Source organism: Kribbella sp. NPDC023855 (assembly GCF_040639475.1).
Taxonomy (GTDB): Bacteria; Actinomycetota; Actinomycetes; order Propionibacteriales; family Kribbellaceae; genus Kribbella.
In genome coordinates this window covers 67,244-81,712 of the sequence record NZ_JBFAAA010000012.1, presented here as the reverse complement: position 1 = coordinate 81,712, position 14,469 = coordinate 67,244, and the positions used below count along the sequence as shown (strand labels likewise).

The window sequence follows — 14,469 nt, the reverse complement described above, 5'->3', positions numbered from 1 at the left end:
AATCGCCTCGCGCCTTACTCCGGGAGGGCGAGGGTTTGGCCGGCGGCTCGGGCTGCGGCGATGGTTTGGGAGAGGGTGTTTTTGAGGATGGCTGCTTCGTCGGCGAAGCCTTGTACTACGGAGGTGTCGCCGACTGGTTCGGTTCGGGCGAGGAGTTCGATGTAGCGGTCGCCGTCTTCGAGGGCGGCTTCGGCTCGCAGGGCCGCATCGGCGGAGCGGACGCGGTCGGCGTACCGCTCGAGTAGCTCGATCTTGCGTTTGATGGCGTCGACCGAGCGGCTGAGTGCGCGGCGTTGCGGGCCGAGCACGGCTTCCAGCTCGGCTGTCGCCATCCCGCTCGCCACTTCGCGCTGGCGGGCGCGGAGTACGGACTGCTCGTGCAGGATCTGGCCGATGTCCCAGAGCTGCTCCGGGAGGACGAGCTCGTTCTTCACGTCGTCGAGCAGGCCGCGTTGGGTGACTGTTGCCTCTAGCACCGATTTCACGGCGCGCTGGGCGCGGGCCAGCAACCGGGCGGACTCCTCGTCGAAATCCTCGGCCAGCAAGTACTTACCGTGCTGCAGCCGGACGGCCTTCTGACTGCGGTTCTCGACCGCGGAGCCGACAGCGACCGCGCCGGTGGTGACGACGGCGACCACTGCGAGCACGAGCGCGGACCAGGCGGCGACGGCCGTCGGCAGGGTCATCGCGAAGATGATCAGCGCGAGGATCCAGCCGCCGACACAGACCGCGAGCCAGACCAGCAACGAGCCGAAGGTCGCGGCCGGCTCGGTCGACCAGGAGGTCTGCCGTTTCGGCTTCGGCCGGCTCGCGGGCACGAAGAGCTCGGGCTTGCGCTCGAACAACCGGCGGACCTCCACCGGCACGTCCGGCGCGAACACCGGTTCCGGGCCCATCGCACCTCCTCGCGTCGTGCTGCCGATACTCAGCGTAGCGGCGTCCGCATCCTTTGCAGCTTCACGGCCAGCCCGTCGAGCACGATTCCCAGCCCGAACTCGAACAACTGGTCCAGCTCGTAGTCGAAGTCGAACTCCTCGGGGCCGAGCAGAGCGCGGAACCCGGCCAGATCCTGCTCGGCCACCATCGCCGCCAGCCGGTCCGCCTGGCCCTTCGCCCACTCGTCCGCCGTCATCCCGGTGTCCTGCTCGGCCTGCGCCTCCGGTTCGAGGTTGAGCGCGACGCCGCGGACGTAGCCGAACACGGTGATCGCGGCATACATGGAGGTCGCCGGGTCGACGCCGAAGCCCGCGACGGCACGCAGTACGGCGTCGGTGTGCGGCAGGAGGTTGGGCAGCATCTGCGGGCGTCCGAGGGTGACCGCGCTCGCGAGCCACAGATGAGCCCGGTACGCCGCCCACTGCTGCCGCGCGGCCGTCTCGATCCCGGCCCGCCAACTCGCCGGCCGCTGAGCCGGCAACGGAAACTCCCCGATCGCCGCATCCACCATCTGCAGCACCAGCGCCTCTTTACCCCCCACATACCGGTAGAGCGCCATAGTCGAAACCCCCAACTCCCCCGCCACCCGCCGCATCGACAACCCCGCCAACCCTTCCCGATCAGCAATCCCCACAGCAGCCCCCACCACCCCCTCCCGACTCAACCCCACTCCACCTGCCACCCCGTCAGAGCCGGGTGCGCTACCCGCACCCCGAGCGCGGAACGCGGAGCCTGCGCCGCGAGTGTGGAGCGCAGAACCAGGGGGGAAGACGCGGGCTCCGCCGGGCCCACCGCCGGCAACTCCCTCGCCCGCTCGCCCGGCTGGGCCGGCTGGGCCGGCCGCGCCGCCGGCGCCGCGAGTGTGGAGCGCAGAGCCTGGCGGGAAGGCATGGGCACCCGGCCCTCCGCTGGCGACGCCCCCGCCCACTCGCCCGGCGGAGCCGGCTGCGCCGCCGGTGTGGAGCGCGGAGCCGGGAGGGAAGGCGTGGGTGCCGACTGGTCCGCCGCTGCCAGCTCGGTTGCCGGACTGCCCGGGTGCGCCGGCCGCTCCGCTGCGGCCAATGCCGGCTGTTCCACCTGGGTGGCCGGCTGGGGCGACCACGGTGCCTACGCCGGGGACGGGTTGGGTTAGGCCTTCTTGGTGGAGGGTGGCTAGGACCTTGGTGGCTGTGGCCATGGCTATTCCGTGGGTGCGCACTAGTGCGCGGGTGGAGGGGATGCGGTCGCCTGGCTGGAGTTTTCCGGTGGCGATCAGGCGGCGGATCTCGGCGGCGATCTCCTGGTACGGCGCGGGCATGGGTTCCTCCGAACTAGTGCACCCCGACGGCGCACCCGTAGATCTGTGACTCTGTCACGTATACACCGTATGTGCACTACCCCCAGCGGAAGGAATCACCATGAAGATCCTCATCTCCGGCGCCGGTATCGCGGGTCCCGCGCTCGCCTTCTGGTTGCGGCGGGCCGGGTTCGAGCCGACCGTCGTCGAGCTCGCCGAAGCCCCGCGACCGGGCGGCCAGACCGTCGACGTCCGCGGGATCGCCCGTGAGGTGGTCGAGCGGATGGTCCTGATGCCCGCCGTCCTCGATCGCCGGATGCACGAACGCGGCCTTGCCTACGTCCGCGCCGACGGCCGCCGGACCGCCGCGATGCCGGCCGACTTCCTCGACGGGGCCGGCCCGGTCGCCGAGATCGAGATCCTCCGTGGCGACCTCTCGAAGATCCTGCTCGATGCCACCTCGACCGGCGTCGAGTACCTCTACGGTGACTCGATCACCCAGCTCGACCAGGACGACACCGGCGTACAGGTCACGTTCCGCAGCGGCGCCGAGCGTCGCTTCGACCTGGTGGTCGGCGCCGACGGCGTGCACTCGCGCGTCCGGTCGCTGGCGTTCGGCCCGGAGGCGCAGTACGTCGAACACCTCGGCGGCTACGGCTCGTTCTTCACCGTCAAGACTCCCGAGCCGCTCGACGGCTGGATGAAGATCCACTCGGCGCCGGGCGGCCGCTGGGTCGGGCTGCGGCCGGACCACGACCCGCAGTACGCGAAAGCCCTGCTCAGCTTCAGGTCTCCGCTGCTCCCCCGGCTCAAGCAGGCCGAGCAGAAGGACCTGCTCACCAAGACGTTCGCCGGCGTCGGCTGGCACGCCCCGTACCTGCTCGACGCGCTGCACGACGCGGACGACTTCTACTTCGACACCACCAGCCGCGTCGTCGTACCGGAGTGGTCGCGCGGCCGGATCGTCCTGCTGGGCGACGCCGGGTACTGCGGCTCACCACTGGCCGGCCACGGTACTGCGCTGTCGCTGGTCGGCGCCTACGTGCTGGCAGGCGAACTCGCGGCGTACGACGGCGACCACGCGCGCGCGTTCCCGGCGTACCAGCGAGAGCTGCAGCCGTACGTCGAGCAGCGGATGGAGTTGCCGCCTGGTGGGGTCAAGATGGCGATGCCGATGACCGCCCTGGGGATCCGGCTGCGCGACGCCTCGACCCGGCTGATGATGTCCCGCCCGTTCCGCCCCCTACTCGCCAAACTCGCCGCCACCCAGCCCGACGCCATCACCCTCAAGAGTCCGGCCACGACGAATCGAGGATGACGTCGACGAAGTTGGTCCGCTCGAAGCCCGGGACGAAACGGTCGAGCACGTCGGCCTTCACCGTGCCGAAGGTGCTCGCCGGGCGGTGCTCGAGGCCTTCGGTGAACGCTGCCAGGATGCGGTTCTTGAAGTCCGGCCGCGGATGCGCCGCGACCACCTCGGCCCGGGCTGCCGCGGAGATGGTGTCGAGGCCGAGACCGAGTACGTCCGCCTCGACCCCCGCCGTCACCAACGCGATCTCGGGCGCCAGGTGCCGCGGGATCTCCGGCGTGGTGTGCAGCGCGATCGCCGTCCACACCAACCGCGTCTCGCCGTCACCGATGCCGTGACCGCGCAGGAAGTCGGCGGCCGCGTCGGCGCCGTCGATCTCGAACCGCTGCATCGAGTCGCGGTAGCGGCTGGTCAGCCCGAGGTCGTGGAACATGGCGCCGACGTACAGCAGCTCCGGGTCGTACTTCAGCTCCTTCCCGTTCAGCGAGCCGAACAGGAACACCCGGCGGGAGTGGTCGTAGATCAGGTCGTCGGTGAGATCCCGGACGAGCTCGGTTGCCTCGGTGGCGAGCTTGCTGTCCGGGATGGCAATGCCTGCGATGCTGGACATCTGTCCTCCTAGTAGGTCGATCTCCAGCCTCACGGGCGAGCCGGTACGACGGTCGGCTGGTTCCGGACAGGGATCCCTCCGATCCGGACGACCGGGGAGGTGGGGTGGGGAAGGAATCAGCACCGCATACTCGTGACGTGCCTGATGTGCTGGTGGTCGTCTACGACGGAGTCCGGCTGCTCGACGTGACCGGACCGCTGGAGGTCTTCGCGGTCGCCAACGAGCAGGGCGGTGACTACCGATCCCGCCTGGCCTCGCCGGACGGGCAGGATGTCGTGGCGAACACCGGGACCAGGCTCGGCGTCGATCTCAGCCTGTCGGCAGCCGACGCGCGCGGCGCCACCCTCGTAGTACCGGGTGGACCCAACTGGCTGCACACCATCAGTGATGGCGGGCTGCTCGACCAGATCCGCCGCCTGGCCGGCCAGTCAGCCCGTACTGCGTCAGTCTGCGCGGGTGCCTTCGCCTTGGCGGCAGCCGGGTTGCTCGACGGCCGGCGGGCCACGACGCACTGGGAACTCGCGGACCAGCTGGCCCGGCGGTTCCCGCTGGTCGAGGTGGACAGCGACGCGATCTTCGTCCAGGACGGGCCGGTGATCACGTCGGCCGGGGTGACCTCGGGGATCGACCTCGCGCTCGCCCTGGTGGAGCGGGATCTGGGCGCGGCGACGGCGCGGCTGGTGGCCAAGCAGCTGGTGGTGTTCCTGCAACGGCCGGGTGGGCAGTCGCAGTTCAGCGTCCGGCTGAGCGCCGGTCAGGCGCGCAACGAACTGATCCGCAAGCTCCTGGACCGCATCACCGCCGAGCCGGCCGGTGACCACAGCCTGGAAAGTCTCTCCACCGCTGCCGGAGTCAGCGCCCGGCACCTGACCAGGCTGTTTCACGACGAGGTCGGCACCACGCCGGCGCGTTTCGTCGAGAAAGTCCGGGTGGAAGCCGCCCAGCAGTTGCTGGAGGCAACCACAGCTCCGCTGGACGTGATCGCCCGCCAGGTCGGTCTCGGCTCTCCCGAAACCCTCCGCCGGGCCTTTGCCCGCCTGCTCGACATCACCCCCGGCAGCTACCGAGCCCGCTTCCACACCACCGGCGTCTAACCCGAGGTGACGGCAGCGAACAGTCGCCGGCACCGATCGGTCATCTGCTGGGGCGTTTGGGTGGGGTGCTCGCTCCACCAGCTGATGGTGGTGGACACGATGCTGAACCAGAGCGCGAGCAGCAGCGACCGATCCTCGACATCGTTGCCCCCGGCAAGAACCTCGGCGACGCCTTCCGCGCCCATGGTGTTGAGGGCGTCCTGGTATCCACGGGCGACCGCGTAAGCCTCGCTCGGGCGAGGCAGGGTGCTGTCGTAGATGAGCTTCCAGTTCTGGGTGTGCCCGTCGAGAGCGTGGAAGATCGCGGTCAGGGTCGCGAGCGCCTTGCCTGGACCCGGTACGGTCTGGGCGGACGCGACCGCGTCGACGAGACTCCTGCCCGCCTGCTGGACGCAAGCTGCATGCAAGCCGTCGCGGGAGCCGAAGTACGTGTAGATGAGCGGCTTGGAGACTCCGGCGGCGGTAGCGATGTCGGTCAGCGAGGTGTAGGCGTACCCGCGGCTGCCGAACTCGGCGGTGGCGATCTCGAGGATCTGCTGTTCGCGTTGCTCGCGCGGGACACCTTTGGTGCCCGGCCGGCTCATCGGATCGGGTCGATCAGGACGCCCGGGTTGAGGATGCCGGCGGGGTCGAGGGCCGACTTCGCCGCGCGGAGGGCGACCGCGAACGGGTCGGGACGCTGGCGGTCGTACCAGGGGCGGTGATCACGGCCGACGGCATGGTGATGCGTGATCGTGGCGCCGTTGGCAGCCAGCGCTTCGGAGACGGCGAGCTTGATCTCGTCCCACTGCTCGACGGTCTGCCCCCACCGTCCGGCGGCATACACGCCGAAGTACGGCGCCGGCCCGTCGGGGTAGACGTGCGAGAAGCGGCAGCTGACCACCCCGACCGTCCCGGTGGCGGCGAACGCTGCCATCGCCGCGTTGAGGACGGCAGCGCGCAGGTCGTCGAAACGGTCCCAGGTACAGGCGGTTTCGAAGGTTTCCACGATCATCGACTGCGCGGCGAGCGCGTCGCGTTGATAGGGCATCCGCAGGAATGACGAGCGCCAGGTTTCGGCCGCGCCCGGCCGGGCAGCCTCGTCGGCCGCGTCAGTGACGCTGATCCCGTCGGGAGCTTGTCCGCCATGGTCGCGGCAGATGGTCTCGGCCCGGCGCATCGACTCTTCGACCGGATGATCGGCGGACTCGAACCCCAGCACCAGTACGCCGCCGGCGCTTTGAGTCCCGGCGTTCAGGAAGGCCTCGACCGGATCCAGCAACCGGCAGTTCGTCGGGAACAAGCCCGATTGCGCGATCGTGCGGGTGGCCGCGACCGCCTTGCCGTAGTCGTCGAACACCACGGATGCGCCGGCCCGCCAGCGCGGCCGGTCCTGAACCCGCATCCAGGCTTCGGTGATCACCCCGAGGATGCCCTCCGACCCCAGGAACATCCGGTCCGGCGACGGACCGGCCCCGGAGCCCGGCAGCCGGAGCGACTCACTGACTCCGACCGGGGTCGCCACCCGCATCGACTCGACCAAGTCGTCAATGTGGGTGTAGACCGTTGCATAGTGCCCGCCGGCCCGGGTGGCCAGCCAGCCGCCGAGCGTCGAGAACTCGAACGACTGCGGGAAGTGGCGCAAGGTCAGACCGGCGGGCCGCAGCCCTGCCTCCAGCGCCGGGCCGAGAATTCCCGCCTGGATGCGAGCCGCCCGGCTGGTCCGGTCGATCTCGATGACCTGGTCCAACCGTCCCAGGTCCAGCGAGACCGCACCCGCGTAGCCGGCGGAGTTCCGTGGCTCCACGCCGCCCACCACCGAGGTGCCCCCGCCGTACGGGATGAGCGCGATTCCAGCCGAACCGCACCAGTCGATGATGGCGAACACGTCCTGCTCGGTTTCCGGCCGTAGTACGAGATCCGGTACGTCGCTGACGCGGCCGAGCAGGTTGCGGACCACGTCCCGGAAGGCCTGCCCGCGTCCGTGCGCAACCCGATCGGCGATGTCCTGCGACGCCAGCGCGGCCAGCGGAGCAGGCGCCTGAATCCGGGACGCTGGGACCTCCAGCGAGGCCGTCGAGGGCGGCTCGTGCACCGTCAGGTCCGCGTCGGGGAGCAGCGCCGCCACGCGTTCGGTCAGCGCGGCTCGCTCGGCGCCGACCACCGCGTCCTCGACGTTCCCCCAGCCCCACCACGATCTCGTCACAGACCTACCCCCTCGAAACCGGATCGAGGAATTGACTCTACGGTAAATTACTGCAGAGTCAATTGACTCAGTCGAGGGGCGAGACCCAGTCGGGGTTGCGGCCGAGCAGGCCGAGCAGGGTGGCCAGGTCGGAGGCATTGCCAGGGGTTTTGACGCTGCGTTCGAAGGCGGCGCCGGGGCCGCGGGTGGAGTCGGTGTCGGGGATCCGGCGGGCCAGCGTGAGCGCCATCTCCACCATGTCCTGCGGTGGGTCGTACGGCGCGTCGATGGCGCGCGCCAGGTCCCACGCGTGCACCACGCAGTCCAACTGCCGGAAGGTCAGCGCGACCCGGCGCGGGAAGGTGCCGAACTCGCGGACCTCCATCGGCCGGTCCAGCGCGCCGCCATCGGCGAACGCCTCGGCGACGCGGACGTTCGAGCGGCGGTAGGCGCCCGCGGGGTTGTCGCCGAGCCGCCCGCCGGTCCAGACCTGGACCGGGGCCGAACCGTCGATCGCCGCCGCGGCGAAGCCTTCGTTCTCGCTGACGATGTGCCGCAGCAGGCCGTGCACCGTCCAGTCGGGGCAGGGGGTGGGGAACCACAGGTGCTCAGGGCGCACCTGCGTGACCACCTCGCCGAGTACCGTGCCGGCCCGCCGATCCAGATCCCGGATGTCCATCCGCGCTCCTCCCCGTCGTCCTGCCCTCGCTGAGCATAGGCCGCGATTCACCCGCCCGCCCGGCTTTCGGCGTGGATCGCCGCAGCCACACGGGTTAACCCTCGGCCCTGGTGGTGCGAGAATCGGCGGCATGGGCTTCCAGATCGCTAACGAACCGGCCGCCGACCAGGTCCTCGACGAGTATCCGTTCGCCGTCGTGGTCGGCATGATGCTGGACCAGCAGTACGGCATGGAGCACGCGTTCCGGGGTGGCTGGAAGGTGCTGAGCCGGTTCGGCAACCTCGACCCGGCCGCCATCGCCGCGGCCGAGCCGGAGGCGTTCAAGGAACTCTGCAGCCAACCGCCGGCCATTCACCGGTTCCCCGGCTCGATGTCGGCCCGGCTGCAGGAGCTGGCCGCGCTGGTCGAGTCGAAGTACGACGGTGACGTGACGCGACTGTGGACCGAGGCGACCACCGGGCAGGAGTTGTTCAAGCGGGTCCAGGAGCTGCCCGGTTTCGGCAAGCAGAAGGCGAAGATCTTCGTCGCCCTGCTGGCCAAACAGCTCGGCGTCCGCCCGCCCGGCTGGGAGGCCGTGGCCGGCGACTACGCCCTGGACGGCTACCGCTCGGTGGCCGACGTCGTCGACGCCGACTCACTCCTCAAGGTCCGTCAGTTCAAGCAAGAACAAAAAGCCGCCGCCAAACAAGCTGCCAGCTGACACGTCACCGCCATGCCGCCCACCACCACACACGGAGCGAGCGGTGACGCCGCGGCTGACAGTGTGCGGCTGGAGGAGGCGCTGGTTCGGGGGCCGTTCTGTGTGGCGTTGCGGTTGGCGGTGCGGGCCAGTGGGTTGAGTCTGGATCGGTTGCAGTTCAAGCTGCGCGAGCGCGGGACGCCGGTCAGCAAGACGGCGTTGAGTTATTGGCAGCATGGGCGCAATCAGCCTGAGCGTCCGGAGTCCCTGCGGGCGCTGAGCGCGATCGAGGAGATCCTCGGACTCGACAGCGGCGCGTTGGCCGCGTTGCTCGGTCCGCCGCGGCCGCGCGGGCGCTGGCTCGTCCAGAAGCCGGGCGCGCTGAGACCGGACCAGGCGTGGGCGCGTCCCGACGGGCTGGCCCGGGCGCTGCAGCGGATGGGGAGCAGTCTCGACGTGTTCCACCAGTTCGCTCAGCTCGGGCTCCATCTTCACCTGAGCGTCGACGCCGACCGGCGACTCGACTCGATCGGCCACCACCTGGTCGCCCGTGCCGACGTCGACGGTGTGGACCGCAAGATCGTCGCCTTCCGCAGCGACTCCAGTACGACCGAGCCGCTCAAGATCACCGGCACCCGCGGTTGCCGCGTCGGCCGGCAACGCCATGACGAGCCGACCGGCTTCACCACCTTCGAACTGCTCCTCGACCGTCCGCTCAGCGCAGGCGAACTCGCAGTACTGCACTACACCGTCCACACCAGCCTGCCGGACACGTGGCACAACCAGCGGGTCCAGCAGTCGTTACGCGACTTCTCCCTGCAGGTCTCGTTCGCCCCGTCGGTACTACCGGCCCGCGTCTGCCGCAGCTACCGCTCCACGGTCAGCGACAGCGGCCCCGTCACCGAGCTCTCCGTCGGCGCCAGCCACACCGCCGCCTTCGCCGTCCTCGACCCGGCGCCCGGCATCCACACCCTCGCCTGGGACTGGACCTGACCGCACCACAGCCGCGGCCAGCGCAGTAGTGATCGGTACTGCGGCCACAATCCCCAACCCGCCAACCAGAGCACGCACCACCTCGACAGCAACCCGCTCGGTCGACAGCACATAGCTCTCCGGCACCCCACTGATGCTGAACAACATCAGCATCGGCAGCGCAGCCCCGGCGTACGCAAGCACCAGCGTGTTGACCACAGCCGCCACATGCGCCCGCCCTACCCGCAGTCCCGCTCCGAAGAGCTCCCGCCGAGTGGCAGTCGGCTTGGCCGCGGACAGCTCCCACACCACGGCCGTCTGCGTGATGGCCACGTCATCCAGTACGCCGAGCGCTCCGATCACCAGTCCGGCGATCAGCAACCCCTTCACGTCCACACCAGGCACGTACGACGCCACCTCGGACGCGCCGTCCGCGCTGAGCCCGCTGATCCGGGTCAGCCGCAGGAACACCTCCCCCAGCACCGCGGTCAGCATCAGCGCGCCCATCGTCCCCAGCAACGCCACCGACGTATGCACGCTGATCCCATGCGTCAGGTACAACGCGAGCACCATGATCGCCGTACCGCCGACAACCGCCACCAGCAAGGGATCCGAGCCCGACAAGATGGCAGGCAGTACGAACTGCGTCAGCACCACCGCCGTCACCGCCAACGCCCCCAGCGCCGCAAGCCCGCGCCAGCGGGACAGCGCAATGACGGCTGCTGCGAACAGCCCGGCCAGCCACAGCAACGGCCGGCTGCGATCCTGATCGACGTACAGGTAGCGGTCTGCCGGGTCGGCTGCCTCGACCACCCCGAGCAGGATGCGCTGCCCGGTCTCTACCCGCGGTACGAGCGGATGCCTCACCGCGCGAGCAGTCACGACCGTCCCGGCGCCGTCGCCTCCCGTCAGCTTGACGGTCGCGCGGTCGCACTCGTCCGGCGCGAGCGGGCACGGCACGACCGCCGTCACCACTCCTTTGGCTTTCGCGCTCTGCAACGCATCGACCTCGAGGTCGCCACTCGGCCGCAGTACGACGAGCAGCACGACGGTCAACCCGAGTAGCGGCAGCAACAACCCGAGCACCAGCAGGCGAGTCCGTCGCCCTATCTGCCCGACCGGACCGTGATGTTGCCCCATCGCGCTACCAGGCCGCCGGTGACGAACCAGCGAGCAGCTTGCGTGGTTGCCCGCGCCCATCAGCCGGTACTGCGAACACCTGCGCCTGCTTGCCATAGGCAACCGTGTTGTCATTGAGCCAGGCAGGCTGGTCGTCGATGTGCGCTGTCTCGGCCAAGGCGGTGTCGGCGCCGGTCGCCAACGTCAGCACGTGCAGCCGCCACTGCTGGCCCGAGCGGAACTTGTACGCGATCCGCCCACCGTCCGGCGAGAGCGACGGACACTCGACGTTCTCCCGCAGCGCCGTCAGGGTCCGGTTCCGCAGATCGCCGCGCATCAGCCAGGTCTTCCGCTTCGACGCCATCGTCGCGTAGAACGTCACGTCGTCAGCGGCGAACGTCACACCCCAGTAGTTCACGTCCGCCGCCCGATACGGCTTCCCGTCGACGTACGCCGTGAAGTCCTCGAGCGACCCGTACTGCGTGTCACTCCGCAAGTCGTAGATCCCCGCCGTCGTGGAGAAGCCGCCGGCCGCGAGGTAGCTGTCTCCCGAACGGAACACCGTCCAGGCGGCGAGCCGACCAGATGGTGACACCCGCACGCGACTCGGATTCCCCCAGACCTGGACGGTCTTCTTCCCGGAGCCATCGATGAGGTCGACCTCGGACGCCATCGGTACTGCGGTCGCGCGCAGGCAGGCCATGGTGCCGCCGCTCGCATAGGCCCGTTGGCAGGTGGGTCCGGTGCCGACGATTGTGGTGTCATCGACTTGCCGGACTCGGTCGGTGCCTGGTTCGACGTACAGGATCGTGCCGGATCGGTCGAGTTGGATCCCGGTTTGCGCGGCGGCTGGTCGGGTGGCCGCGACCCGCCAGCCGAGGTAGCCGATGCCTGCGGCAACCACGACGGCGATCAAGGTGATGCCGGCAACGATCCTGCTGCGGCTCATCGGACCGGCTCCTGACGGCAGAGCCATGCGGCCGCGGCGATCGCCAGCGCGAGGGCGACGGCGAAGAGTGCAAAGGTCGCGTCCGGTTGGACCAGTGCGGCCATCGCGCCGAAGGCCAGGGCGCCGACAGCTCGCGCGACGGCCTGCGCCGTTTGGACTACTGCCATTCCGGTCGCGCGCACGGTTGCCGGGATCAACGGTCCGGCGTACGCCATCAGCACACCGTCGCTTGCTGCGTAGAAGAGTCCGTGGAGTAGCAGGATGACAGCCGCTGTCACCCGACCTTGTGCGTTGGCGGCGATGAGGAGGTATGCGGCTAGCAGCAAGCCGTGGCCGAGGAGGAAGAGCTTCCAGCGGCCGATGCGGTCGGCGAGTCGGCCGAGCGGGATGGCGGCGAGCATGAAGGTCAGCGCAGTACCGAGTGGCAGGAGCGGGAGGACTGCGGGTGGGAGGCCGGCTGTGCGTTGGACTGAGAAGTACAGGAACATGTCGCCGACGGTGACCAGGCCGAGGAGTCCGGCTGCGACGATCAGTCTGCGGAGTTGTGGTGCGGTGGCTGCGGCCAAGGCGGCTCGGATGCTGGTTGCTGCGCGGCTCACTGGGGTTCGCGGTTGGGTGACGAAGAAGACGAGGATCAGTACGCCGATTGCTGCCAGGCAGAAACTCGTACTGAAGACGACGTCGTAGCCGCCCGGGATCGCAGCGATGATCGCGAAACCGAGCAACGGACCGAGCAAGGCGCCGGCGGTGTCGAGCGCACGGTGGACGCCGAATGCGCGGCCGAGGTCCTCGACTGGTGTGGACAACGAGATGAGGGCGTCACGAGGTGCGGTGCGGATGCCTTTGCCCGCGCGGTCGACGGCGATCACCGAGCTCAGCCCGGACAGAGAGCCGCCGACCGCCGGCAGTCCGAGCTTGGTCACCGCGGACAGGCCGTACCCGGCGACCGCAACCGCCTTGGGCCGCCCCAACCGATCAGCCACATGCCCACCACCCAGCCGAAGCACCGCTGTCGCGCCGGTGTAAAGCGCATCCAACGCCCCCAACTGCAAAAACCCAAGCCCAAGCGCGTACATCAAATAGAGCGGAAGAATCGCCGTAACCATCTCAGCCGACGCATCCGTCGCCAGACTCACGAGCCCCAACGCAACAACCGTTCCGGACACCCGCCGCCCGGTTGTACGGGCGGCGGGCGCGGAGGGTTCAGCTGTGCGGGCGGTGTCTGCCGCTCGCATGTTGGAGAGGTACATCATTTCGGGTGGCAGGTGCCTTGGACCGTGTCCGTGAAGGTTCGGCCGGCTACTGGGACGAAGTCGGCTGTGTAGCCGGTGGCTGTGAGGGTTAGTTTGCCTACGCCGAAGGTGCTGTAGTTCTTCGCCTCGATCGTCGCGCGCGTGGTGCCGCCGGAGCCGTACAAGCCCTTGCCGCCGGTGCCGATCAGCAGTTGGCGTACTCCGTTGACAGTGTCGCGGGTGCCGTCCGGCTTCGACGGGGCGAAGCGGATGTAGTTGTGGTCATGCCCACTGATCACCAGGTCGGCCTTGTAGTCGTAGAGCGCCTGGAAGAAGGGCTGTACCGACGTGTTGTCGCTGTAGTTGCCGGCGGCAAAGCGGGAGTGATGCCAGTACGCCGCAGTACAGGGCTTGGTGCTCGCCGCGAGATCAGCGCGCAACCACTGGACCTGCGTGCTGGTGCTGGTCTTCGCGATGTTCGAGTTCAGCGCGACGAAGTGCCAGTCGCCGACATCGAAGCTGTAGTAGCCCTTGCTGCGATCACCGGCCCGGCCCGTGTTCTGACCGACACCGTTGAAGTAGTCGAAGTACCCGTTGGCGCCAGACGTGTAGTACTCGTGGTTGCCCGGCGTCGGGAAGGTCTTGCTCTTGAAGACGCCCCACTGCGGGTGGTACTTCGTGTTGAACTCCGACAACGTGCCACTGTCATAAGCGTTGTCGCCGGCGGTGATCACCGCGGTCGGGTTCATGTTCTCCACCACCGGCCGCGTCTGGTTGCAGGCCGAGCCGCAGATGTCACCAGCGGCCGCGACCACGACTGTTGCCAAGGTGCCAGCCTGGTAGGCGTCGACCCGATAGCTGCTGGCAGACGACGCGAAGCTCGGCGTCACCGTCACGCAGTTGCCCTGCAAAGCCCTGGTGTAGAAGGCTTTCCCCCACCAGTTGGTTGCCTTGAGCGTCGAACTCCCGCCACGCGACCCGGTGACAGTCACTGTGTCCTTACCCGTCAAACTCAGTTCCTTGAAACGGAGCCGAACCCATCGCGAGTCCGCGTCGGCGCAGATCTGCTGAGACCCAGCCTTCGCCGCGGCGGCGTTGACCGCCACCGTCTTGGCACCGGCTTCGGCGAGCTGGAGCTGCTCACCAGGAACGATCGTGTCCGGCTGTGGCTGCAGCGCCGCGGCGGCCGGCCGCGCGTCGCCGTACGAGACGGTGGCGACGGTGGTCAGACCGCCGGCCAGCAATCCGCCGGTGATCAGCGCCGCGATCGCAGTACGGCGGGAAGGTCTTTTCAGCACGCTCATGATTCCACCTCGGGGCGGTAGGGGGACCAGGCTTCGATGAACAGCAAAGTAGCGGGCTGAGCACAATCAGCAACCACCCCGGAACGCACGCAGCGATGTTCACTGAATGAACAACGCGTGAAGCCCCGCCCGGAGCCCGTCTTTTC

At 69.0% G+C, this 14,469-nt stretch carries 13 protein-coding genes and 1 pseudogene; 3 read left to right on the top strand and 11 right to left on the bottom strand.

The genetic code is table 11. The features are described from left to right. Positions 1-14: 14 nt before the first annotated feature. From AB0F51_RS31935 to AB0F51_RS31925, 3 genes and pseudogenes are all read right to left on the bottom strand, one after another. The gene (locus AB0F51_RS31935) at positions 15-896 is read right to left on the bottom strand and encodes a hypothetical protein (protein ID WP_360285839.1); all 882 of its coding nucleotides are present in this window, start codon (positions 894-896) and stop codon (positions 15-17) included. A 29-nt stretch (positions 897-925) separates the two neighbouring features. Beyond that, positions 926-1,600, bottom strand: a complete 675-nt coding sequence (locus tag AB0F51_RS31930) for a TetR/AcrR family transcriptional regulator (protein WP_360286077.1) — start codon at positions 1,598-1,600, stop codon at positions 926-928. A gap of 492 nt (positions 1,601-2,092) precedes the next feature. After that, a pseudogene (locus tag AB0F51_RS31925) lies at positions 2,093-2,188 on the bottom strand (GntR family transcriptional regulator); the annotation flags it as partial. Positions 2,189-2,333: 145 nt separating this feature from the next. On the opposite strand from AB0F51_RS31925, the gene AB0F51_RS31920 reads away from it, so the two are divergent. Continuing rightward, positions 2,334-3,530, top strand: coding sequence for an FAD-dependent monooxygenase (locus AB0F51_RS31920; RefSeq protein WP_360285837.1), 1,197 nt, complete (start codon positions 2,334-2,336; stop codon positions 3,528-3,530). Here AB0F51_RS31920 and AB0F51_RS31915 read toward each other — a convergent pair. Further along, positions 3,499-4,131, bottom strand: a complete 633-nt coding sequence (locus AB0F51_RS31915) for an HD domain-containing protein (RefSeq protein ID WP_360285836.1) — start codon at positions 4,129-4,131, stop codon at positions 3,499-3,501. The two genes, AB0F51_RS31920 and AB0F51_RS31915, sit on opposite strands and share 32 nt — an antisense overlap. A 137-nt stretch (positions 4,132-4,268) precedes the next feature. Here AB0F51_RS31915 and AB0F51_RS31910 point away from each other — a divergent pair, with 137 nt between their 5' ends. Then, positions 4,269-5,225, top strand: coding sequence for a DJ-1/PfpI family protein (locus tag AB0F51_RS31910; protein ID WP_360285835.1), 957 nt, complete (start codon positions 4,269-4,271; stop codon positions 5,223-5,225). Here the strand turns inward: AB0F51_RS31910 and AB0F51_RS31905 are convergent. The 3 genes from AB0F51_RS31905 to AB0F51_RS31895 form a co-directional block, all read right to left on the bottom strand. Further along, entirely contained in the window at positions 5,222-5,809 is a 588-nt protein-coding gene (locus AB0F51_RS31905; protein ID WP_360285834.1) for a TetR/AcrR family transcriptional regulator, read from the bottom strand. The two genes, AB0F51_RS31910 and AB0F51_RS31905, sit on opposite strands and share 4 nt — an antisense overlap. Beyond that, positions 5,806-7,410 carry an FAD-binding oxidoreductase gene (locus AB0F51_RS31900; protein WP_360285832.1) on the bottom strand — a complete coding sequence of 535 codons (1,605 nt, stop codon included), beginning with the start codon at positions 7,408-7,410 and terminating at the stop codon, positions 5,806-5,808. The genes AB0F51_RS31905 and AB0F51_RS31900 overlap by 4 nt, the downstream gene beginning before the upstream one ends. A gap of 67 nt (positions 7,411-7,477) precedes the next feature. Continuing rightward, positions 7,478-8,068 carry a TIGR03086 family metal-binding protein gene (locus AB0F51_RS31895; protein ID WP_360285831.1) on the bottom strand — a complete coding sequence of 197 codons (591 nt, stop codon included), beginning with the start codon at positions 8,066-8,068 and terminating at the stop codon, positions 7,478-7,480. A gap of 130 nt (positions 8,069-8,198) precedes the next feature. Here AB0F51_RS31895 and AB0F51_RS31890 point away from each other — a divergent pair, with 130 nt between their 5' ends. After that, the gene (locus AB0F51_RS31890; protein ID WP_360285830.1) at positions 8,199-8,768 is read left to right on the top strand and encodes an HhH-GPD-type base excision DNA repair protein; all 570 of its coding nucleotides are present in this window, start codon (positions 8,199-8,201) and stop codon (positions 8,766-8,768) included. Between the two features lie 822 nt (positions 8,769-9,590). Here the strand turns inward: AB0F51_RS31890 and AB0F51_RS31885 are convergent. Genes AB0F51_RS31885 through AB0F51_RS31870 form a run of 4 tightly spaced genes read right to left on the bottom strand, consistent with a single transcriptional unit; the run spans position 9,591 to position 14,323 of the window. Further along, complete coding sequence (locus tag AB0F51_RS31885; RefSeq protein ID WP_360285829.1) at positions 9,591-10,859, bottom strand: YibE/F family protein; 1,269 nt, start codon at positions 10,857-10,859, stop codon at positions 9,591-9,593. Positions 10,860-10,863: 4 nt separating this feature from the next. Then, positions 10,864-11,787 (bottom strand): hypothetical protein, encoded by a 924-nt coding sequence (locus tag AB0F51_RS31880; RefSeq protein ID WP_360285827.1) that lies wholly within the window; start codon positions 11,785-11,787, stop codon positions 10,864-10,866. Beyond that, positions 11,784-13,022: an MFS transporter gene (locus AB0F51_RS31875; RefSeq protein WP_360285826.1), complete on the bottom strand. Its 1,239-nt coding sequence runs from the start codon at positions 13,020-13,022 to the stop codon at positions 11,784-11,786. Before AB0F51_RS31875 ends, AB0F51_RS31880 begins: the two co-directional genes overlap by 4 nt. Positions 13,023-13,036: 14 nt before the next feature. Beyond that, positions 13,037-14,323, bottom strand: coding sequence for a metallophosphoesterase (locus AB0F51_RS31870; RefSeq protein ID WP_360285825.1), 1,287 nt, complete (start codon positions 14,321-14,323; stop codon positions 13,037-13,039). Positions 14,324-14,469: the final 146 nt, after the last annotated feature.